Consider the following 21,166-nt stretch of genomic DNA (forward strand, 5'->3'; position numbering starts at 1 on the left):
ACTGACAGAATCCTGTCAGTATTTTTTTATAAAAAAAATGTCTGACAAGTATCAGGCAGTTTTTTCAATTTGTTCTAAGTATTGTTGTAAGAGGGCATGAGGACAATCTTCAATTTTCAAACATTCCTCATTAGTCATAATCAGACTTGCTGGAGAGGCTTGAAAATCATTTTTTCTAAAATCTTTTAACATTAAAGAGAGATGTCTTTTAGCAAAAGAACGATATTCCATAAAATTCAGAGTAGACACGCCGATTTCTTTCAAAATCTGCTGACGAACTTGAACTGTATAATCTAAAATCGTCGTTTCTTCTAAAACATCCTGCAACAATAAGAGAAAAGCTCTTCCTTGTTTTCGTCCGTAAAGATTTACAGTTAGATAATCAAGTGATACTTTTCGCAAACGGTCATAACAAGCATTTAACGAAACAATATTTTTAGGCAAATCTTCTGCATCCCGTAGTTGCTTAGCCGCAGGTAAAGTGACAATCGGATATAAATGCCAATCATTATGATCAAATGGTTCTAAATGGTCTAAAATGGGAGTGAAGTAATAATGAGTCTCCAACATAGTTTTTCTTCCTTGGTTTTGGGTATCGTTTCATGGTTGAGAAGAAGTGATAATCAGAATCTATAGAATACAACTTTTTTACAAATTCCAAACTTCATCTAATGAAGCAGTATTACTCTACCAAGTCTCCTCTCTTTTTTTACTATATTAACAAAAAAAGTCTGCTCACTCAAATAATACACAATACCAATTACATTATTGACACGTGAGCTCACTTTTATTCCCTTACTTACAAGCGCTCAATTTCCTCTTTAACGGCAAGATTAGTTTGAGCAAAAGCTTCAGAAAAGTTTTGGTCAAGTTCTTTAATATGACCCACACGTACCTTTTTAACAAATTTCAAATCTTTTAATTTACTCAATAAATCTGAAAGATTTTCATTATTGACATAGAGTAAACTATAATTTGATTTTTGGCTTGTATAAACCACATCTCCAAATTTACTTAATTGTCTTGTTCCTTTATATGAATAGCAATAAACATAAACTGCAATTCGCTCCTTTATAAAAAGGGGGCGAATTTCTTTTTTCTCAATGCTTTCCATGATGTCGTCCATGTTGCCCTCCTTTCAACGGTAAATTCTCATCAACATAAATCTGTTCCGAAATACTATTTGTAATTTTCTTAGTCAAAGCTGTCAAAATTTGTTGAAGGTCATTTTCTGCCAAACGAAAGGCATAAACCTTCTCATTCAAATTTATTTCATGCTGAAGCGCTCTTAGCTCTGGGCGAAAAGCGATATATTCAGAATTATCCTGTAAAGTTTTAAGCTGACTTTGTAAATTTTCATCTGCCATAAAATCAGCTTTAGCTTTCTGATAAGCTTCAACTTCTGGAAATTTCAAAAACTCGTCCATTATCTTTTCCAACAAATTATCTATTTCTAATAGATTTTGGTCGATTATTAACATATTTTTATTATATCATAAATATCAAATGATACACTTTACTGTTATTTTTAGCAAAAAAGAATATGACTCTTGATACAAATTTATTAATTTGGTATAATAATTAACACATTATTGGAATTATCTGATAATTTAAGGGAGGAAAACTTTTGGAAAATCTTCAAGAGAAACATGAAGCTCAACGGGGCTTACAGAACCGACATATTCAACTTATTGCTATTGCTGGAACGATTGGTACCGGACTTTTTCTAGGAGCTGGGAAAACCATTCAAATGACTGGTCCAAGCGTTATCTTTGCTTATATTCTTATTGGGATTGCGATGTTCTTTTTCTTAAGAACAATCGGAGAAATGCTTTACAACGACCCTAGTCAGCATTCATTTTTAAATTTTGTCACAAAATATTCAGGCGTCAGGACAGGTTACTTCACTCAGTGGTCTTATTGGTTAGTTATTGTTTTTGTTTGTATCTCTGAATTGACAGCAATCGGAACTTATATTCAATTTTGGCTTCCTCAAGTTCCACTTTGGTTGATTGAAATTGTCATGCTAGCTCTTCTTTTTGGACTTAATACTTTAAATTCTCGCTTTTTTGGTGAAACTGAATTTTGGTTTGCGATGATTAAAGTAGCAGCAATCATTGGAATGATTGTCACTGCGATTATTTTAGTAGCTGGTAATTTTCACTATAGCACTGTTTTAAGCGGAAAAACCGTTCATGACTCTGCTTCACTAAACAACATTTTTGATGGCTTTCAACTCTTCCCACACGGTGCTTGGAACTTTGTGGGTGCCTTACAAATGGTTATGTTTGCCTTTACTTCTATGGAATTTATTGGAATGACTGCGGCAGAAACAGTTAATCCTAAAAAGAGTTTACCAAAAGCAATTAATCAAATTCCAGTACGTATTTTACTTTTCTATGTTGGAGCACTTTTGGCTATTATGGCTATTTTCAACTGGCACTATATTCCGGCTGATAAATCTCCATTTGTTATGGTTTTTCAACTTATTGGAATCAAATGGGCAGCGGCGCTCATTAACTTTGTTGTCCTGACTTCTGCTGCTTCAGCGCTTAATAGTTCATTATTTTCAGCAACACGAAATATGTACTCACTTGCTCAACAGCATGACAAAGGAAGATTAACTCCTTTTACAAAACTTTCTAAGGCGGGAATTCCTATCAATGCCCTTTATATGGCAACTGCTCTCTCGCTTTTGGCTCCTGTCCTGACTCTTATTCCTCAGATAAAAAATGCTTTCGATTTTGCAGCCTCTTGTACGACTAATTTATTTTTAGTGGTTTACTTTATTACCCTCTACACTTATTGGCAATATCGCAAATCTGAAGATTACAATCCTAAAGGTTTCTTGACACCAAAACCTCAAATTACCGTTCCCTTTATCGTAGCTATCTTTGCAATTGTCTTTGCTTCTTTGTTTTTCAATGCTGATACCTTTTATCCGGCCTTGGGAGCAATTGTCTGGACAATTTTCTTTGGACTCTACTCGCACTATAAAAAAATCTAAGCGAGTCATCTTTTCCTAGACAGAGTGACTTCTGAAAAACTAAATGAAAAAGCGTATAATATAATATTATGAATACAAATCAAAATGAAGAAAATAAGCCCTCACAACGTGGTTTAAAAAATAGGCATATTCAACTTATTGCCATTGCTGGAACAATTGGTACGGGATTATTCCTCGGTGCCGGAAAATCGATTCACCTCACCGGCCCATCAATTATTTTTGTTTATTTAATAATCGGTGCGCTTATGTATATTCTCCTAAGAGCTATCGGGGAGATGCTTTACCAAGATCCCAATCAACATTCCTTTTTAAATTTTGTGTCACGTTATCTCGGTGAAAAACCTGGTTACTTTATTCAGTGGTCTTATTTACTGGTTGTTGTTTTTGTAGCTATGGCTGAGCTAATTGCTATTGGGACTTATATTAATTTTTGGTTGCCGGATTTACCAATTTGGATGACAGAAGTCTTTGTATTAGTTCTTTTAACTTTATTGAATACTTTAAATCCAAAATTTTTTGGAGAAACCGAATTTTGGTTTGGGATGATTAAAATTGTGGCGATTATTGGTTTGATTTTAACGGCAATAATCCTCATTTTTAGTCATTATCATACAGGAACTGATACTGTAAGTGTAACTAATATCACCAAAGGCTTCGAGTTCTTCCCAAATGGGCTTTCTAATTTCTTTGAAAGCTTCCAGATGGTCATGTTTGCTTTTGTTTCGATGGAATTCATCGGAATGACTGCAGCAGAAACAGATAATCCTAGACCAACTTTGAAAAAAGCGATCAACCAAATTCCAATTCGGATTGTCCTCTTTTATGTTGGGGCACTGTTGGCAATTATGAGTATCTACCAATGGCGCGATATTCCGGCTGATAAATCACCATTTGTTACCATTTTCCAACTCATTGGAATTAAGTGGGCAGCGGCTTTAGTGAACTTTGTCGTACTAACTTCTGCTGCTTCGGCTTTAAACTCTGCCCTCTTTTCAATCACTCGTAATCTTTATTCTTTATCAAAACTCAATAATGATAAAATACTTAAACCATTTACTAAATTTTCAAAAGCTGGTGTACCAGTAAATGCTTTACTTTTCACCTCATTATTAATTCTATTTACTCCATTCATCTCGATGATTCCTGCGATTTCTAATTCTTTTGTCTTTATTACCAGTGTCGCAACCAATCTTTTTCTAGTGGTTTATCTGATGACCTTAATTACTTATCTTAAATATCGGAAATCAAGCGATTTTGATCCTAAAGGGTTTGTTTTACCTGCAGCACACATCTTTATTCCATTAGCCATTGCTGGATTTGTCTTAATCTTTATTTCACTATTCTGCTTTAAAGATACAATTGTTCCGGCTATTGGTTCTGTGATCTGGGTTCTTATTTTTGGACTATTTACTTTCTTTAAAAAAATAAAAACAGCTGAATAATCAGCTGTTTTTTTAATCTTCAAGTTCGAGTTCAATTTCTTCAGTTTCGACTACTTTTTCTTCTTTTTTAGCTTTAGTTGCCTTAGCTTTTGTTGAAGTATCTTCTGTAGTTTCTGCTACTTCTGCTTCATCAAGAAGACCGTGTGCGGCACGAACTTTATGGTCAATTTCATCAAAGATTTCTTGATGTTCTTTGAGATAGTTCTTCGCTTTTTCTGCTCCTTGACCAATTTTTTCGTCATTGTAAGCAAACCAAGCGCCTGATTTTTTGATGATTCCTTCATCAACAGCAATGTTTAAAAGTTCACCGGTTCTTGAAATTCCTTCACCAAACATGATATCAACGAGAGCAACCTTGAATGGTGGAGCCACTTTATTTTTAACGACTTTGATTTTTGTGATTTTACCGATTTGGGTCTTGTTATCTCCAGAACCTTCTTCGATTTTTGTTGAACCACGTACATCAAGACGTACAGAAGCGTAGAATTTCAATGCACGACCACCAGGTGTTGTTTCTGGCGAACCAAACATAACCCCAACTTTTTCACGCAATTGGTTGATGAAAATAGCTGTTGTTTTTGTTTTATTAATATGTCCTGCAAGTTTACGCATGGCTTGTGACATCATACGAGCTTGAAGCCCAACTGAACTGTCACCAATTTCACCGTCAATTTCGGCTTTAGGTACCAAAGCTGCAACTGAGTCAATAACAACTAAGTCAACTGCACCAGATGTAATCAATTTTTCAGCAATTTGAAGCCCTTGTTCACCATAGTCTGGTTGTGAAAGTAAAAGTTCATCGATATTGACACCGAGCGCTTTTGCATATTCTGGGTCAAGCGCATTTTCAGCATCGATAAAGGCTGCAATTCCACCTTCTTTTTGAACCGCTGCAACGGCATGAAGAGCGACTGTTGTTTTACCAGAAGATTCTGGTCCGTAGATTTCAACGATACGTCCTTTAGGATATCCACCTGCACCAAGCGCAATATCAAGTGCAAGTGAGCCTGAACTTACTACTGACACTTTCTGGTTGGCTGCTTCGCCAAGTCGCATAAGTGAACCTTTCCCAAAGTCTTTTTCAATCAGAGCAAGTGCATCTGCCAAAGCTTTGTCACGTTCAGCGCCATATTTTTTGGTAATATCATCAAAATTTGTTTTTTTCTTTGTTGCCAAATTTTATCTCCGTTATTCTTTATTTATTGTTTAATTATAGCATTTTTCAGGATTTTTTATAAGCCCCTATATTCTATCTATACGTTTTTTTATTAACTTTGTCACTGAGTTTTTTAAATTAATTTTTAAAAGCTGTCAGTAAAAATCAAGTCATTATTTTTGCTGACAGAATGGGCAAAAGTGGGTCCCCCGACCAGCCACTTTTATTTTTTGAATTTCATTGCCACAACGCACACATTTTTCCCCTGTTTTTCCATACACTCGTAATTCGTCCTGCATCTTTCCTGTTGAACCTAAGGCACTATAAGTTCTGATGCTTGAGCCGCCTAATTTAATTGCTTTTTGCAAAATTTCAATGATAGAATCATGTAAAAGATGAATAGAATTTTCTGTCAGTTGATTTGCCACTTTTTCTGGATGAATCTTTGCTAGCCAGAGCACTTCATCAACGTAAATATTTCCAAGTCCAGCCACTAATGTTTGTTCAAGTAGAAAAGGTTTAATTTTCTTTGTCGATTTCTGCAATTTTTCTCGGAAAATCTGTTCATCAAAAGTTTCATAAGTTGGCTCCGGACCAATGTTTTTCTTCAAAAAATATGGAAGGACTTGGTCAGTAGAAATCAATTCCCAAGTCCCAAATTTTCTTACGTCAGCATAAATTAATTGTTCGTCAGTAAATTTAAGGGCTAAATGGTCATGTTTTTCCATTGGAACATTGAGACTTGCAAGTCGATATTTTCCTTCCATCCGCAGATGAGAAATCAAACGATCTTTCTCGCCAATTTCAAAAATTAAATATTTCCCGCGACGTGAAATGCCATGAATGGTTTTTCCTGTCAATTCTTTTTTCAATTGCTCAAAACCAGTTAAAACCATTCTTGGATAAGTGGCTTCTATAGATACAATTTTTTGTCCAACAATTCTTTTTTCAAGCTCTCTTCTCACCGTTTCAACTTCTGGTAACTCTGGCATTTTTCCCTCACATCAAAAAATTTACTAACAAGTCTGTCAGTAAATTTTAATTCATTTTTTACTGATAACTTTCTTTTGTATTCTTAATTAAATTTAAATATAAAAAAATCACTGACAATTATCATTAGATAAGTTTCATCAGTGACTATTTTAACATTTCTCATTCATTTTTTTATGATAAAGATTTCAAAATTTATTTTCCAGAATCACCATAATTTGATAAGACGCGAGCTGATGGGTCAGTAACTTCTGCCCCAACCCAATCGCGATTTGGCATCCAAAAATCAAGAATCCAATCTTCATATCCTGGATAAAATTCTTCAAAAATCTCACGATACATCAATGATTCTTTGGTAAATGGTGTATGTTTTGGATACTTTTCACTGGCCTTTGCTAAGTCTTCATCAGAATATTTTTCGTCAGCAAATTCTTTTAAATAGTCAACCATTGAGTGACCAACAGCGTCAGAAAAAGCAGCTTTTTCTCTGAATAAAATCTCATCTGGCAATAGTTCAGTCCCTTCAAAAGCATGACGCAAGAGATATTTCCCTTTGCCATAAGTATTCAATTTTCTGCTGGGATTAATAGACATGACATAGGCCGCAAAATCCAAATCAGCAAAAGGAACACGCGCTTCAAGAGAATGAGCCGCTAAACAGCGGTCAGCCCGCAGGACGTCATACATATAAAGTTCATGCACTCGTTTTTGAGCTTCTTTTTGAAAGGCACCCGCTGATGGAGCAAAGTCAGTATATTTATAACCAAACATTTCATCAGAAACTTCACCAGTCATCAAAACTTTCAGTTCTGTATTCTCATGAATATATTTACAGATTAAATACATGCCAATAGAAGCCCGAATAGTTGTGATATCCCATGTTTCTAAGTGCCAAATCACTTCACGGACTGCTGAAAGTACATCTTCTTTTGTCATCAGAATTTCGGTATGGTCAGTTCGTAAGAAATCTGCCACTTCACGAGCATATTTCAAATCAATCGGATCGGTTTCCATTCCAATAGCAAAGGTTTTGATTGGACTTTCTAATTCCTTAGCTGCAATCGCACAAACCAATGATGAATCTAAACCACCTGACAAGAGATATCCCATTGGAGCATCAGCATGAAGACGTTTTTTGACTGCACGTTCCAATTTGCGACGAATATGTCCTGAAATTTCAGCCAAAGGTTCTTCAACAATTGTTGAAACCTCAGCAATGTCATTAAAAACATGAAATTCACCATTGGCATAGTAGTAACCTGGAGGAAATGGTGTCACATCATTACATGTTGAAATTAGTGCTTTGGCTTCGGATGAAAACGAAATTTTGCCTGTTACTTTATTATAACCATAAAAAAGTGGACGAATCCCAAATGGGTCACGAGCGGCAAAAATTTCAGCAGTGTTTTCATCAACCAAGACAAAAGCAAATTCAGCATCAAGCATTTTTACCATTGTTTCGATTCCAGTAGTTTCAAAAAGTGGTAAAAGAACCTCACAGTCAGAATCACCAGTAAATTTATAACCTTTTGTTTCCAAGAACTTACGGAGACTTAAAAAGTTATAGATTTCACCATTACACATAACTCTTTTGCCATTTAAACCAAAGGGTTGACGTCCCAAGTCTGATAAATCCATGATTGAAAGTCGGCAAAAACCAAAATCATTTCCCAAAGTATCACGAACATGCTGTTGGTCATCTGGTCCTCGATGCTCAATCAATTCCAAATTACTTTTAAACTCTTCTATCGTTAAATCAGATGTTTCCATAAATAAAAAACCGCACATAATTTCCCCCAATAATAATTATAATTTTCAATATTATATCACAATTGTCTGGAAATTTCATAATAAAACAAAAATAGCGACAATTCGCTATTTTCATTACATATAATCATCACGATTGTAGCCAAAGTCAGCTAAATCCATTTTTCGGTCGCGCCAGTCATTTTTGATTTTGACCCAAGTTTCAAGATAAACTTTATCCCCAAGCATAATTTCAATATCTCGACGAGCCATTTTCCCGATTTTACGAATCATATCGCCGCCTTTACCAAGAATAATCCCTTTTTGGCTCTTGCGTTCAACAATAATTGTTGCCATGATATGAATCTTTCCAGTTTCTTCATCTCGAGTCATTTGGTCAGTAGTGACTGCGATTGAATGTGGAACTTCTTCCCGAGTTAATAATAAGATTTTTTCACGAATCATTTCTGAAACAAGAAAACGCTCAGGATGGTCAGTGATTTGATCTTCTGGGAAATATTGAGGACCCTCGTCCAATTTTTCAGAGAGCGTATCAATTAATCTTTCTGTATTATTCCCTTGTTTAGCTGAGATTGGAACCACTTCAGAAAACTCCATTTGTGAAGTATAATCGGCTACAATTTCAAAAAGACGGTCAGGATGAATTTTATCAATTTTATTGACGACCAAAATGACAGGAACTTCTGCATTTTTCAAGCGCTCAATAATCATATTTTCACCGGTTGAACGTGGTTCATCAGCCGCAACCATGAACAAAACGACATCACATTCACGTAAAGTCGAATAAGCAGATTGAACCATGAAATCGCCTAAAGCATTGTGTGGTTTGTGAATACCTGGCGTATCAATGAAAACAATTTGTTCATTTTCTGTAGTATAAATTCCTTGAATTTTATTTCTTGTTGTTTGAGGTTTATCTGACATGATGGCAATTTTTTGTCCCATCACGTGGTTCATAAATGTTGATTTTCCAACATTTGGACGACCTAAAATCGCCACAAATCCTGATTTAAATTTGTTATTTGTCATAGCGCTATTATAGCATAAAATCAGTCCTTTTTAAGTAAAATTCTAAAAAATGATTGAGAAAATTACTGACAGAATCATCAGTAAAGCTGACAAATTCTTTATTCGCCGATTTAAAGCTCATTAAGCAATCGCTTTAAACTGACGGAAAGCGACAGAGTTTTTAAAAATCATTTGTCATCTCCGTCAGCTTGTTAAATCCAATTATGTTCAGTGCAAATTTACTGACAGAATAATCTTGTATTCAAAAACTACTGACAGATTTATTGTTTAACTTTCAAACAATAAAATTACTGACAGCTGACAAAATAAAAAATCATCAGCTAACTGATGATTCCTCTATTTACCGAAATTTCTTGATTATTTTTATTTGTCACCACGGCTACGCATTACGAAGCCAGCTGATTTTTCAGTTCCTGTGGTACGTTTACGAGGAGTTTTTTCTCCTTGTTTACGATCGTCAAAACGACGGTCATCACGTTTTCCACGGTAACCTCCACGGTTATCATCACGGTCTTTCCAGTTGCGTTTACGATCTCCACCGCGTTCGCCATCTTTACCATCACGATTTCCACGGTAACCGCCACGGTTGCCATCACGGTCACCGTTTCCACGACCTTTGTAGCGTCCGCCGCCACCTTTACCTTTTTTCTTGAAGCCTTTTCCTTCACCATTATATGGCAATGGACGTTCAGCTGTAATCTTAACTTCTTCTTGATTATCAGGGTCTTTTACGCGACCTTGAAGAAGTAAAGCAACCAATTCTTTAGCATCAAATTTTTCAAGTAGGCTCGCTGCTTGTTTGTCAAATTTAGCCAATTTTGCTTTAGCTGAATCATCAGACAAATCACGAAGGACATCATCCATAGCAACTGAGAGTGACGCTTGGTAAGCTTCTTCTTTTGTAGGTGGTTTCAAGCCTTTCATTGGCTTTTTAGTCATATTTTCAATGGCACGAAGATAACCCATTTCATTGTATGAAACAAATGTTACTGAACGTCCTGATTTACCAGCACGGCCGGTACGACCGATACGGTGAACATAGCTTTCTTGGTCTTGAGTAATGTCATAGTTATAAACGTGAGTAACTCCTGACACGTCGAGTCCACGAGCAGCAACGTCAGTTGCAACCAAAACGTCAATATGTCCTGCTTTGAAATCACGCAAAACAGCCAAACGTTTATTTTGGTCCAAATCTCCGTGCATTCCTTCAGCACGGTAACCGCGCAATTTAAGACCACGAATCAATTCATCAACACGACGTTTTGTACGACCGAAAACAATTGCAAGTTCTGGACGTTCAACATCAAGCAAACGAGTCAAAACATCAAATTTTTCAAATTCTTTTGTTTTTACAAAATATTGATCAATACGGTCAGCAGTCATTTCTTTGGCTGCAATTTTGATGTGTTCAGGATTCTTCATGAATTTCACACCAATTTTTTTGATGTCATTTGGCATTGTTGCTGAGAAAAGCAATGTTTGACGAGCTTCTGGTGTTTTTTCAATGATGAAATGAATGTCTTCCAAGAATCCCATGTTCAACATTTCATCAGCTTCATCAAGAATCAAAGTTTCAAGTTGATCCAATTTAATTGCTTTACGTTTAATCAAGTCAACCAAACGTCCTGGTGTTCCCACAACAATATGTGCACCAGCTTTAAGACCTTTAATTTGTTTTTCAATACTTGAACCACCAAAAACAGTACGAACTTTAAGCCCTTTTGATTTACCAAAACGGAAAAGTTCTTCTTGTCCTTGAACCGCAAGTTCGCGGGTTGGAGCAATAACGAGTGCTTGAATAGCTGGATTAGAAGCATCAATTTTTTCAATTGTTGGAAGACCAAATGCTGCTGTTTTACCAGTTCCTGTTTGCGCTTGACCTAGAACGTCACGCCCTTCAAGTGCAAGTTTAATTGTTTGTTCTTGGATTGGTGTTGGTTGTTCATAACCAATCTCTGTAAGTGTATTTACGATTCCTTCTGACAGGCCGAGTTCACTAAATTTCATTTTTTACCTATATTTCTACTGCGTGTTCCCACGCCAAACTTTTTATTACAGGGTACGAAACCCTTGCTACAGGCGAAATTTATGTGACTCGCCTGACGTAACTTATCTATTATAGCATAATTTTTTGACTGAAAATGCTTACGCCCTTTACTTTTTTTAAAATATTTTCATAAAAAATATACTGACAAAGCTGTCAGTAAATTTTTATGATATTTTTTAAAGAATATAAGCTTTTCTACTATATAAAATATCTGTCAGTAATTTTATACTGAAAATTGTTCCATTAATTCAACATCTGGATATTTATCTTTAAACCAACGCATGGCAAATTCATTTTCAAACAAGAATAAAGGATGGTCAAAACGATCTCGTGCCAAAATATTACGTGAACTAGACATTTTTTCATCTAAATCTTCTTCTTTAATCCAACGAACCGTTTTTGTCCCCATGGGTGTCATGATTGTTTCAGAATTATATTCACGCTCCATCCGGTCTTTAAAGACTTCAAATTGAAGTTGCCCAACCGCACCAAGCATAATATCACCAGTTGTATAAGATTTGTAGAGCTGAATAGCTCCTTCTTGTACCAATTGGTCAATTCCTTTTTGGAAAGATTTTTGTTTCATCACATTTTTCGCTTGGACACGCATAAAGAGCTCAGGGGTAAATGTTGGCAATGGTTCAAAAGATTTTTTCAATTTACCTGTGGTTAATGTATCCCCAACCTGATAAGTTCCAGTATCATAAACCCCAATAATATCACCAGCTACAGCATTCTCAACATTTTCTCGCGATTCAGCCATAAATTGTGTGACATTTGAGAGTTTCACTTTCTTACCCGTCCGAACAAGATTAACATCCATTCCTCGTTCAAATTCACCAGATACAATCCGAACAAAAGCAATTCGGTCACGGTGACGTGGGTCCATATTTGCTTGGATTTTGAAAATGAAACCAGAAAAATCAGGATTTAAAGGTTCAATTTCTTCTTCGTCCACCGTTTTGTGTGAATGAGGCTCTGGTGCATATTCTAAAAATGTTTCAAGGAAAGTTTCTACCCCAAAACTAGTTAAAGCCGAACCAAAGAAAACTGGTGTCAATTGCCCTGCAACAACTTCTTCCTCAGAAAATTGATTCCCAGCATCCAAAAGTAATTCAGCATCTTCTAAAGCTTGAGTAAAGAATGGATTTTTTGTCAAAGGATGACTAGCCGGCACTTCCCCATTTTCATCAAATTCAACAAAACGTTTGCCATCCTCAGGTTGATAAACTTCCACACGACCATGCGTAAAATCATAAAGTCCTTGGAAATTTTTCCCCATTCCGATTGGCCAATTCATTGGTACACTCGCAATCCCAAGAATTTCTTCCAATTCAGAAAGTAAATCAAGCGGTTCACGTCCATCACGGTCAAGTTTATTAATGAAAGTGAAAACCGGAATCCCTCTGCGTTTTACAACTTGGAAAAGTTTTTTCGTTTGTGCTTCAATCCCTTTAGCACTGTCAATAACCATGACCGCAGCATCAACTGCCATCAATGTTCGGTAAGTATCTTCTGAGAAATCTTCGTGCCCAGGCGTGTCCAAGATATTAACACGTTTGCCTGCATAATCAAATTGCATGACAGAACTTGTTACAGAAATTCCACGTTCTTTTTCAATATCCATCCAGTCTGACTTAGCAAAATTACCAGTTTTACGAGCTTTTACAGTCCCCGCTTCCCGAATGGCTCCCCCAAATTTCAATAATTGTTCTGTAATCGTCGTCTTACCAGCATCTGGGTGACTGATGATGGCAAAAGTCCGGCGTTTTTTTATTTCTTCTTGTAAAGTCATTTATACTCTCTTTTTCTTTAATTATTCATTTATATTTTTAATTTATTTTACATTGGTTAAGCCTCAAAAAAATAGTTCTTTTAATTATATCAAAATTTGCCCTGATTTTATAGTTGATTTTTACAAATCTTACCAACAAACTAAAGAGTTAAAAAATTCATTCGATTGGTAATTAACCAAAAGAAAAAACAATCAGCACAACTAATTGTTTTATCATTAAATTTTTTATTTATACAGTAGCGTTTTTCTTGTAAATTTCTGCCTCTGCCTCTGTTGAGAAGACAAAATGTCCTGGGGTAATTTCCCGCATTTCACGTTCTTGTCCATCCAATTCAGCCGTTGGGTCATAAATAATTGGAGTCCGTTCCCGCTCAGAAATAGGGTCTGGTGACGGAATTGAACTTAGCAAACTCTTAGTATAAGGATGAATTGGATGATTGTAAACTTGGTCAGAAGTTCCAACTTCCAAAATTTTCCCCCAGTGCATGACACCAATTCGGTCAGAAATATATTTAACCATTGACAAATCATGAGCGATAAACAAGTAAGTCAAGTTTTCTTTTGCTTGAATATCTCTCATCAAGTTAACAACCTGAGCTTGAATTGAAACATCAAGTGCTGAGATAGGCTCATCAGCTACGACAAATTTAGGTTTTACGGCAAGTGCACGTGCAATCCCAATCCGTTGACGCTGTCCACCAGAAAACTCATGCGGATAACGTGTCAAATGATCATCATTCAATCCAACCAAACGTAAGAGTTCCAATACACGAGCATCACGTTCAGCCTTTGTTTTTACTAAACCATTAGCATCAAGTCCTTCAGCAACGATATCTTTAACGCGCATCCGTCCATTCAATGAAGCTTGTGGATCTTGGAAAATCATTTGTGCTTCTGAACGATACTCACGCAACTCCGAACCTTTTAAATTACGAACATCTTTACCTTCAAAGAGAATTTCTCCACCAGTAATGAAATTATCATAAAGTTTAAGAATTGCTCGACCAATCGTCGTTTTACCAGAACCAGATTCTCCAACGAGACCAAATGTTTCTCCTTCATAAATATCTAAAGAAACATTATTAATTGCCTTATTAGCCCCTTTCTTTCCTTTATTAAAAGTCAAATCAAGGTTTTTTATTTCAATTACTTTTTTAGGTTCTGTCATCATTTATCCCCTTTCAATTCTTCCCAGCGTTTCCAGCGTGCCAAGATATTATCGGAAGGCGTTACTTTTGGTGCTCGTGGGTCTAAAAGCCAAGTTTTGGCAAAATGTGTTGGAGATACTTCAAAGTATGGAGGTTCTTCTTCAAAATCAATTGCCAAGGCAAATTTATTACGTGCTGCAAAGGCATCCCCTTTTGGTGGATTCAATAAATCAGGTGGAGTTCCTGGAATTGAAACCAATCGGTCCACACTTGAATCAACCGTTGGCATTGAATCTAAGAGTCCCCAAGTATATGGATGTTGTGGGTTATAGAAAATTTCTTCAACTGTTCCGTATTCAACAATTTCACCCGCATACATTACCGCCACTTTATGTGCAAAACCAGCAACAACTCCCAAGTCATGGGTAATGAAGACAATTGATGAATTAATTCTTTCTTGCAATTCAGCCATCATATGCATAATTTGTGCTTGAATTGTAACGTCAAGCGCAGTTGTTGGTTCATCTGCAATCAAGATTTCAGGGTCAGCAGCCAAGGCAATCGCGATAACTGCACGTTGACGCATCCCGCCTGACCATTGGTGTGGATAATCATTAATATGCACTTCGGCATCAGGAATTCCGACTTGTTGCATCAATTCGAGGGCCCGTTTCATGGCATCGGCTTTGCTCATTCCTTTGTTGTGTTTCAACAAAGGTTCAGCAATTTGTTTTCCAATACGCATTGTTGGGTCAAGAGAAGTCATTGGGTCTTGGAAAATCATTGAAATTTCATTTCCACGAATTTTTTGCCACTCTTCCTCTTTTAAATCAAGAAGGTTACGCCCTTTAAATAATAATTCACCTTGTGGTATTACCGCATTTTTCGCATTCAAGCCCATCAAAGTTTTTGTTGTTACTGATTTACCAGAGCCAGACTCACCAACAATCGCTAGGGTCTGTCCTTTTTCTAAATCAAAAGAAACATCACGAATCGCTTTAACATCTCCAGCATAGGTGTGGAAATTGACATGCAAATTTTTAACTTCTAATACTTTTTCTTCTGCCATTTCTAATCCTCACTTGCTCTAGGGTCAAATGCATCACGCAAACCATCTCCAAAGAAGATAAATGTGAGTGAAAGCACAGACAATACTACTGCTGGAATAATCAATTGGAATGGATAGAATTGCAAGCTTGCAATCCCATCATTAATCAAAGTCCCCAAAGAAGACGTTGGCGGTTTAACCCCAAGGTTAATCGCTGATAAAACAGCCTCATACATAATCATACTTGGAATATCAAACATGATTTGGACAACAATAACCCCTGAAACGTTTGGCAACAAATGTTTTACTGCAATTTTCCAAGTAGATTGTCCTAAAGTTTTTGAGGCCAAGACGAAGTCACGCTCCTTATAGGAGAGAACCATGTTCCGTACCTGCCTGGCCATCCCGGTCCATGCAAATAGACCAATCGCAATAATAATTGATGAAATTCCTTGTCCCAAAAGTAGAGCAAGCATTGTTACTACAACTAAGTTAGGTACAGATTGGATGATTTCAATAATCCGTTGCATGACCATATCGACTTTTCCGCCCATCCAGCCGGAAATAATCCCATAGGTCACCCCGATTACTAAGTCAATCAAGGCGGCAGCAAGGGCAATAATCAATGAAATACGCAAACCAACAATTGTTCGTTTAGCTAATGAACGACCATATTTATCAGTCCCGAAGACATATTTGTCTTTGCTTGGAACATCTTGTGATTTATAGACATCTGTTCTTTCAGTAGAACCCGGTGCTTTAAATTCACCATTCCAAAATGGTAAATCACCTGATAGTTTTGGCGGAAGATTTCCATAAACTTGTGATTTATTTGGATCAAAGTAATTTGCCTTTGATTGTGGTACAACAAATGCTGAGATTACTGAGAAAACCAATGTAATCGCAATAATCCACATGGCAACCAAAGCTACTTTATTTTTCTTAAAACGACGCCAAGCATCTTGGAAAAAACTCAAGGCAGGTTTCGCAATTTTTTCTGTTGAATCTGAACCCTTTGAACCAACAAGGGTGAAGTCTTTATTTAAATTTTCCATTTCGACAAACCCTTTCTAGAGACGAACTCGTGGATCAACAATTGCAGTCAGAATATCTGTAACTAAGATAAATAGCATCAAGATTACTGCATAGACAATTGTTGTTGCCATAATAACTGGGAAGTCTTTGGCTGGAATTGAATCAACAAATTGTGAACCAATCCCGGGGATTGAAAAGATTTTTTCAATCAAGACCGACCCTGTCAAAAGATTGGCAGCCATTGGCCCAATCAAAGTCAACATTGGAATCAATGAATTACGCAATGCATGTTTATTGACCACTTCTTTTTCAGAAAGTCCTTTAGCACGAGCTAACAAGATGTAGTCAGAAGATAAAGACTCAATCATTTCAGAACGAACAAAACGAGTTACCACAGCCATTGGAGCAAAAGAAAGAGCGATTGTTGGCATAATTGTTTGTGAGAAGGTTCCCCAACCAGAAATTGGGAAAAGATTCAAATTAAATCCTAAGTAAAGAAGGATTAAGGTACCAATTACGAATGAAGGAACTGAAATCCCAAGGACTGAAACAAAACCGAAAATTCCATCAAGGATGCCATTTTTACGACGAGCGGAAGCTTTTCCCATAAAGGCTCCAAGAATTGTCCCAAGAATAAGCGCTTGAACTCCAAGTTGCATTGAAACTGGTAAACGTTGAGCGATCATTGTAATAACAGGTTGGTTTGTATAAACAAATGATGTTCCAAAATTACCTGTGAACATGTGTCCTACATAGATAAAGTATTGTTGCCAAAGCGGTTTATCTAAACCATAGGCATGTTTTAAAATTTCCAGTTGATCTGGCGTTAGTTTGGGATTTGAGAAAGGTGTTCCGGGCATGACTTGCATCATAAAGAAAGTCAATGTCACAATCAGGAACAAAGTCAGAAGCAAAAGCCCCAAACGTTTAAGAATATATTTAATCATAAAAAATTTCCTAATCTAAGCAAAAGATAGGGTTGGCAATCTGCCAATCCTAACTTTCTTGCTCTAAAACTCTATTATTATTTGAGGTAAGCTGTTTTGAAGTCATACATTAAACCAGTTGAACCAAAGCGTACATCCTTAAGGTTAGGATTACGGAGGACTGGAGTTGTACGGAAGTACAGCGGATTGAGATTTGATTCTGTATAAAGTGCTTCTTCAGCCGCTTTATAGTCTGCATAGTGCTTTTCAGGATCAAGCGCATCTGTTACTTCAGCTGCTTTAATGGCTTTATCATAAGTAACGTTATTGATTTTACCATTATTATTTGGTCCATCTTTTACAAATAAATCAAGGAAAGTTGACGGTTCAGCATAGTCACCACCCCAAAGTGAGATAACCATATCAAAGTTACCAGTAGTAGAGTCATTCAAACGTTGTTTAAATGGTACTGATTTGATATTCAAAGTCAAACCTGGAAGTTGTTTTTCCCATGCTTGTTTAAGGAAAGTTGCTGAGTCTTTAGAAGCTGATGTATCATCAGTTGTTAAAGTCAAAGTAAGTTTAGTTTCGCCAATTTCGCTCAATCCTTTAGCCCAAGCTGCTTTAGCTGCTGTGGCATCGTATTTATATGGTTGTGCTGCATACTTAGCAAAGTCTTCACCAGTATTTGTTTTAGCCATACCCGCTGGTGTTAAGCCTGTCGCAGGATTCGAAGCAGGCGTTACTGTATCAACATATTGTTGGCGGTCAGTAGCAAGGTTGAAGGCTTCACGAATGTTCTTGTTAGCAAGAGCTTTATTTTTCCCAGATTGATTATATTGAATGTAAGCTGTTGTTGCTTCATCCAAAGATACGACATCTTTATTATTTTTATTTGCTTTGAAAAGGTCTGGGTCACCAATACTTGCTTGGACAATCTTACCTTGTTTATAAAGGTTAAATGAAGTTTTAGGGTCTTGAACCACTTGGAAGTCGATTTCTTTAGTTTTAACTGCGCTCTTATCCCAATAATTGTCATTCTTCACGATTGAGAATGTTTGGTTTGAACCGTTCCAACCTTTTGATTTTTCAAATTTATATGGTCCAGAGTAAACCATTTTCTCTGAAGATGTTCCGTATTGTTTCCCATATTTTTCAACCACTTTTTGGTTGAGTGGGTAATAAACAGAGTTAGCTGTCAAGAATTCAAAGTATGGTGTTGGTTGTGCAAGGGTAACAACAAATGTTTTGTCATCAGTTGCTTTAACACCAAGTGTTGATTTATCAGCTTTACCACCATTAATCTCGTTGGCGTTTTTAACTGGGCCAAGGAGGTATCCGTATTCTGAAGCAGTCGCTGGATCAACCGCACGTTGCCAAGAATAAACGAAGTCTTTAGCTGTCAAAGCATCACCGTTTGACCATTTCAAGCCATCACGAAGATGGAAAGTATATGTCAAGCCATCTTTTGATACATCAACTGATTTTGCCAATTCTGGCTGTGCTTTACCATCTTTGTCCACACGTGTCAAACCAGCATTGGTATTACCAATAATGATATTTGAATATGTATCTGTCGCGAGTGATGAATCCAATGTTTGAATAGGTGATGTCAAATTCCATTGAATGTCTTTTGATGATGACGATGAGCTAGAACCGCTATTGCCGCATGCTGCAAGCAAAGCTGCCGAACCAAGTGCAACTGTACCTAAGGTAACTTTTTTCCAAGTCTTCATGTAATTTCCCTCTTTCATGAATTGTGTCTGACTTCGCAATTTTTATTATTGTCAGAAAATTTATTATATTGGTATTATACTTAATTCAACCTGAATTGTAAAGTATAATGGTTATGTTTTCTGAAAATTAACATTTAATTTTTAAATAGCGGAAAGTTTTCACAAACTTTTGAAAAAGATTTATTACTACACTTTTATTTAAAACCCTTTCATTTAATTGGGCTCTGACTGGTTCGTGTTTTATTTTTGCAGAAAGAATATTCAATAAAAAAGATAAATTTTCAGAAAATTTATCTTTTTGTATTTTTTATTTAACATAAGCCGATTTTAGGTCGTAAGCTAAACCGGTTGAATGAAATTCTAGGCCTGTAATTTTAGGATTCATTAAAGCTGGATTGGCTTGAAAATCAACTGGATTGATGTAGGACCCTTGATAGAGGGCTGCTTCTGCCGCTTTGTAATGTTCATCTACTTTGGCTGGTTCAAGAACGTCTGGCGTTGTTGTTGCTGCTTTAAAGGCATCATCATAAGTTTTACTAGAAAATTTACCGTCATTATATGATTGGCCTGTCGTAAAGAGTTGCAAGAAAGTTGAAGGTTCAGCGTAATCTCCACCCCAACCTGAGAGAACCATATCAAAATTTCCATTTTGAGCGTCATTCAATCTTTGTTTGAATGGAACAAGTTTTAAATTGACAGTCAAGCCTGGTAGATTTTGTTGATAGGCTGTTTGTAAAAAGTTGGCTGTTGCTTCTGACGGTGCTAAATCTCCAGCAGCTTCAAGGGTAAGGGTGAGCTTGGTTAAGCCAAGCTCTTTTAATCCTTTTTCCCAGAGGTCTTTTGCTTTTGTCGGGTCATAGCGATAATCTTGTTTTGCATAAGTTGCAAAATCTTCTCCTGTTGAGGTCTTGCTCATTCCCACTGGTGTAAAGCTTGTCGCAACGGTCGAACCTGGTAGGGCTGTTTTGACGACTCCTGCTCTGTTAGTTGCCAAATTTAAGGCTTCACGAATATTTTGATTAGATAGTGCTTTTTGAGCGTCTGGACTTGAGGCGTTTTTACCGGATTGATTGTATTCAATATAGTCTGTCCGTGCTTGTTTAAAGACAGTATAACCTTTCGTCTTTTTATTGGCATTAATCAAATCAGTTGTTGAAAGGAGTGTAAAATCAAGTTTTCCTTGTTTATAAAGTTGTGCTCCCGTATTCGCATTTGAAATGACCTGGAAATCAATTTGTTTAGATTTGACTGCCGACTTATCATAGTAGTTTGGATTGGCATAAATTGAAAAAGTTTTATTGGTTCCTGTCCAACCTTTATCTGATTTGAACATGAATGGTCCATTATAAACGGTTTTATCTGAGGACGTTCCATATTGTTTGCCATATTTATCAACAACTTTTTGGTCAAGGGGGTAATAAACAGGTTCTGACAAAAGAAATTTAAAATATGGTGTTGGTTGTGCCAATGTGACTGTAAATTCTGTATCTGACTCGGCTTTAATTCCTAGACTATCGAGTGATGATTTACCAGAAATAATATCATTAGCCCCAGAAACTGCCCCCATCAAATAGGCATATTCTGAACCAGTTTTAGGGTCCACTGCTCTTTTCCATGAATAAACAAAATCTTTAGCAGTCAACTTGTCACCGTTTGACCATTTCAAATTATCTCTAAGAGTAACCGTGTAGGTCAAGCCGTCTTTTGAAACGTCAATTGATTTTGCAAGTGCTAAGGCAGCATTTCCTTTAGAGTCAACGCGTGTCAATCCTTCTTCCACATTTCCAGCAACATCATAAGAATACTGGTCAGTTAAAATTGTAGTATCAAGTGATGCCACATCTGTGGGAATTGAAAATTTGATGTTTTTTTGCTCACTTGTTTTTGTGCCACAGGCCACTAAAATAATTCCTGACAGGGCAATAATGCTGGTGAGTCCAATAATTTTTCCTTGTTTCATCTGCTTTCTCCAAATCGTAAAGATACTATTGAATTTTCATATTATTCTGAAAATTAAATGTGGACTTATTATACTTTTTC

General features: G+C 36.5%; 17 protein-coding genes. 2 read left to right on the forward strand and 15 right to left on the reverse strand.

The window, feature by feature from the left end:
• Positions 1-51 precede the first annotated feature (51 nt).
• The 3 genes from HFD15_RS03855 to HFD15_RS03865 all read right to left on the reverse strand — a co-directional run bounded on the left by HFD15_RS03855 (position 52) and on the right by HFD15_RS03865 (position 1,481).
• Positions 52-570: a hypothetical protein gene (locus tag HFD15_RS03855; protein WP_058208282.1), complete on the reverse strand. Its 519-nt coding sequence runs from the start codon at positions 568-570 to the stop codon at positions 52-54.
• Positions 571-799: 229 nt separating this feature from the next.
• On the reverse strand, positions 800-1,114 hold the full coding sequence (locus HFD15_RS03860; protein ID WP_003131624.1) for a YlbG family protein: 315 nt from the start codon (positions 1,112-1,114) through the stop codon (positions 800-802).
• On the reverse strand, positions 1,101-1,481 hold the full coding sequence (locus HFD15_RS03865; RefSeq protein ID WP_010905299.1) for a YlbF family regulator: 381 nt from the start codon (positions 1,479-1,481) through the stop codon (positions 1,101-1,103). The genes HFD15_RS03860 and HFD15_RS03865 overlap by 14 nt, the downstream gene beginning before the upstream one ends.
• Before the next feature lie 146 nt (positions 1,482-1,627).
• Here HFD15_RS03865 and HFD15_RS03870 point away from each other — a divergent pair, with 146 nt between their 5' ends.
• Both HFD15_RS03870 and HFD15_RS03875 read left to right on the forward strand, forming a co-directional pair.
• Positions 1,628-3,007, forward strand: a complete 1,380-nt coding sequence (locus tag HFD15_RS03870) for an amino acid permease (RefSeq protein WP_012897204.1) — start codon at positions 1,628-1,630, stop codon at positions 3,005-3,007.
• 68 nt (positions 3,008-3,075) lie between these two features.
• Positions 3,076-4,449, forward strand: a complete 1,374-nt coding sequence (locus HFD15_RS03875) for an amino acid permease (RefSeq protein WP_003131627.1) — start codon at positions 3,076-3,078, stop codon at positions 4,447-4,449.
• 12 nt (positions 4,450-4,461) lie between these two features.
• Here the strand turns inward: HFD15_RS03875 and recA are convergent, their stop codons facing one another.
• The 12 genes from recA to HFD15_RS03935 all read right to left on the reverse strand — a co-directional run bounded on the left by recA (position 4,462) and on the right by HFD15_RS03935 (position 21,086).
• Positions 4,462-5,625 carry a recombinase RecA gene (gene recA / locus HFD15_RS03880; protein WP_023189932.1) on the reverse strand — a complete coding sequence of 388 codons (1,164 nt, stop codon included), beginning with the start codon at positions 5,623-5,625 and terminating at the stop codon, positions 4,462-4,464.
• A gap of 153 nt (positions 5,626-5,778) precedes the next feature.
• Complete coding sequence (mutM, locus tag HFD15_RS03885; protein ID WP_021723369.1) at positions 5,779-6,597, reverse strand: DNA-formamidopyrimidine glycosylase; 819 nt, start codon at positions 6,595-6,597, stop codon at positions 5,779-5,781.
• Positions 6,598-6,790: 193 nt separating this feature from the next.
• Positions 6,791-8,383, reverse strand: coding sequence for an asparagine synthase B (asnB, locus tag HFD15_RS03890; RefSeq protein ID WP_010905297.1), 1,593 nt, complete (start codon positions 8,381-8,383; stop codon positions 6,791-6,793).
• A 96-nt stretch (positions 8,384-8,479) separates the two neighbouring features.
• Positions 8,480-9,391, reverse strand: coding sequence for a GTPase Era (era, locus tag HFD15_RS03895; RefSeq protein WP_058208281.1), 912 nt, complete (start codon positions 9,389-9,391; stop codon positions 8,480-8,482).
• Between the two features lie 363 nt (positions 9,392-9,754).
• On the reverse strand, positions 9,755-11,398 hold the full coding sequence (locus HFD15_RS03900; protein ID WP_012897199.1) for a DEAD/DEAH box helicase: 1,644 nt from the start codon (positions 11,396-11,398) through the stop codon (positions 9,755-9,757).
• Between the two features lie 263 nt (positions 11,399-11,661).
• Positions 11,662-13,233, reverse strand: a complete 1,572-nt coding sequence (locus tag HFD15_RS03905) for a peptide chain release factor 3 (RefSeq protein ID WP_015425810.1) — start codon at positions 13,231-13,233, stop codon at positions 11,662-11,664.
• A gap of 229 nt (positions 13,234-13,462) precedes the next feature.
• On the reverse strand, positions 13,463-14,404 hold the full coding sequence (locus HFD15_RS03910) for an ABC transporter ATP-binding protein (protein WP_025016563.1): 942 nt from the start codon (positions 14,402-14,404) through the stop codon (positions 13,463-13,465).
• Positions 14,401-15,450 carry an ABC transporter ATP-binding protein gene (locus tag HFD15_RS03915; RefSeq protein WP_003131637.1) on the reverse strand — a complete coding sequence of 350 codons (1,050 nt, stop codon included), beginning with the start codon at positions 15,448-15,450 and terminating at the stop codon, positions 14,401-14,403. The genes HFD15_RS03910 and HFD15_RS03915 overlap by 4 nt, the downstream gene beginning before the upstream one ends.
• A gap of 2 nt (positions 15,451-15,452) precedes the next feature.
• On the reverse strand, positions 15,453-16,484 hold the full coding sequence (locus HFD15_RS03920) for an ABC transporter permease (protein WP_003131638.1): 1,032 nt from the start codon (positions 16,482-16,484) through the stop codon (positions 15,453-15,455).
• A gap of 15 nt (positions 16,485-16,499) precedes the next feature.
• A complete protein-coding gene (locus tag HFD15_RS03925; protein ID WP_003131640.1) occupies positions 16,500-17,411 on the reverse strand; it encodes an ABC transporter permease in 912 nt (303 codons plus the stop codon).
• Between the two features lie 77 nt (positions 17,412-17,488).
• The gene (locus HFD15_RS03930; RefSeq protein ID WP_023189938.1) at positions 17,489-19,126 is read right to left on the reverse strand and encodes a peptide ABC transporter substrate-binding protein; all 1,638 of its coding nucleotides are present in this window, start codon (positions 19,124-19,126) and stop codon (positions 17,489-17,491) included.
• Between the two features lie 307 nt (positions 19,127-19,433).
• Positions 19,434-21,086, reverse strand: coding sequence for a peptide ABC transporter substrate-binding protein (locus HFD15_RS03935; protein WP_058208280.1), 1,653 nt, complete (start codon positions 21,084-21,086; stop codon positions 19,434-19,436).
• Positions 21,087-21,166 lie beyond the last annotated feature (80 nt).

The sequence above is a fragment of the Lactococcus sp. EKM203L genome, from assembly GCF_011800585.1.
GTDB classification, from domain to species: domain Bacteria; phylum Bacillota; class Bacilli; order Lactobacillales; family Streptococcaceae; genus Lactococcus; species Lactococcus lactis.

Coding starts and splice junctions, on each gene's coding strand:
- HFD15_RS03855 (WP_058208282.1), bottom strand. CDS start 570: ATGTTGGAGACTCATTATTACTTCACTCCCATTTTAGACCATTTAGAA.
- HFD15_RS03860 (WP_003131624.1), bottom strand. CDS start 1,114: ATGGAAAGCATTGAGAAAAAAGAAATTCGCCCCCTTTTTATAAAGGAG.
- HFD15_RS03865 (WP_010905299.1), bottom strand. CDS start 1,481: ATGTTAATAATCGACCAAAATCTATTAGAAATAGATAATTTGTTGGAA.
- HFD15_RS03875 (WP_003131627.1), top strand. CDS start 3,076: ATGAATACAAATCAAAATGAAGAAAATAAGCCCTCACAACGTGGTTTA.
- mutM (WP_021723369.1), bottom strand. CDS start 6,597: ATGCCAGAGTTACCAGAAGTTGAAACGGTGAGAAGAGAGCTTGAAAAA.
- asnB (WP_010905297.1), bottom strand. CDS start 8,383: ATGTGCGGTTTTTTATTTATGGAAACATCTGATTTAACGATAGAAGAG.
- era (WP_058208281.1), bottom strand. CDS start 9,391: ATGACAAATAACAAATTTAAATCAGGATTTGTGGCGATTTTAGGTCGT.
- HFD15_RS03900 (WP_012897199.1), bottom strand. CDS start 11,398: ATGAAATTTAGTGAACTCGGCCTGTCAGAAGGAATCGTAAATACACTT.
- HFD15_RS03905 (WP_015425810.1), bottom strand. CDS start 13,233: ATGACTTTACAAGAAGAAATAAAAAAACGCCGGACTTTTGCCATCATC.
- HFD15_RS03910 (WP_025016563.1), bottom strand. CDS start 14,404: ATGATGACAGAACCTAAAAAAGTAATTGAAATAAAAAACCTTGATTTG.
- HFD15_RS03915 (WP_003131637.1), bottom strand. CDS start 15,450: ATGGCAGAAGAAAAAGTATTAGAAGTTAAAAATTTGCATGTCAATTTC.
- HFD15_RS03920 (WP_003131638.1), bottom strand. CDS start 16,484: ATGGAAAATTTAAATAAAGACTTCACCCTTGTTGGTTCAAAGGGTTCA.
- HFD15_RS03925 (WP_003131640.1), bottom strand. CDS start 17,411: ATGATTAAATATATTCTTAAACGTTTGGGGCTTTTGCTTCTGACTTTG.
- HFD15_RS03930 (WP_023189938.1), bottom strand. CDS start 19,126: ATGAAGACTTGGAAAAAAGTTACCTTAGGTACAGTTGCACTTGGTTCG.
- HFD15_RS03935 (WP_058208280.1), bottom strand. CDS start 21,086: ATGAAACAAGGAAAAATTATTGGACTCACCAGCATTATTGCCCTGTCA.